Origin of the sequence: Micromonospora sp. URMC 107 (assembly GCF_051386315.1) — a bacterium.
Classification (GTDB): Bacteria; Actinomycetota; Actinomycetes; order Mycobacteriales; family Micromonosporaceae; genus Micromonospora.
In genome coordinates, this window is record NZ_JBPQTK010000301.1 from 1 (window position 1) to 522 (window position 522).

Here is a 522-nt window from a genome sequence, read left to right on the forward strand (position 1 = left end):
GCGGTCAGCGGCAGCGCATCGGCATCGCCCGCGCGCTCGCCCTGCGGCCCGAGATCATCGTCTGCGACGAGCCGGTCAGCGCCCTGGACGTGTCGATCCAGGCGCAGGTGATCAACCTGCTGGAGCAGCTACAGGACGAGTTCGGCCTGTCGTACATCTTCATCGCCCACGACCTGTCGGTGGTGCGGCACATCTCGGATCGCGTGGCGGTGATGTACCTCGGCAAGATCGTGGAGATCGGCACCGAGGACGAGATCTACGAACGGGCGACCCACCCGTACACCCAGGCGCTGCTGTCGGCCGTGCCGGTGCCGGACCCGGAGGCCCGCGACCAGCGCACGATGATCCGGCTCACCGGCGACGTGCCCAGCCCGGCCGACCCGCCGAGCGGCTGCCACTTCCGCACCCGCTGCTGGAAGGCCCAGGAGGTCTGCGCCACACAGGAACCCCACGCGGTCCCCCGCGCGGCGGACCCGCACCCCTCGGCCTGCCACTTCGCCGAACTCCGCCCCGCCCCCTGAC

The 522-nt window shown here is 71.3% G+C and carries 1 protein-coding gene; it reads left to right on the forward strand.

Features of this window, described 5'->3' with window-relative positions; all coding sequences use genetic code 11:
* The coding region (locus ACSNN9_RS28630; protein WP_436676413.1) for an oligopeptide/dipeptide ABC transporter ATP-binding protein at positions 1-521 on the forward strand (521 nt) is incomplete at its 5' end.
* Between the last annotated feature and the right edge of the window lies 1 nt (position 522).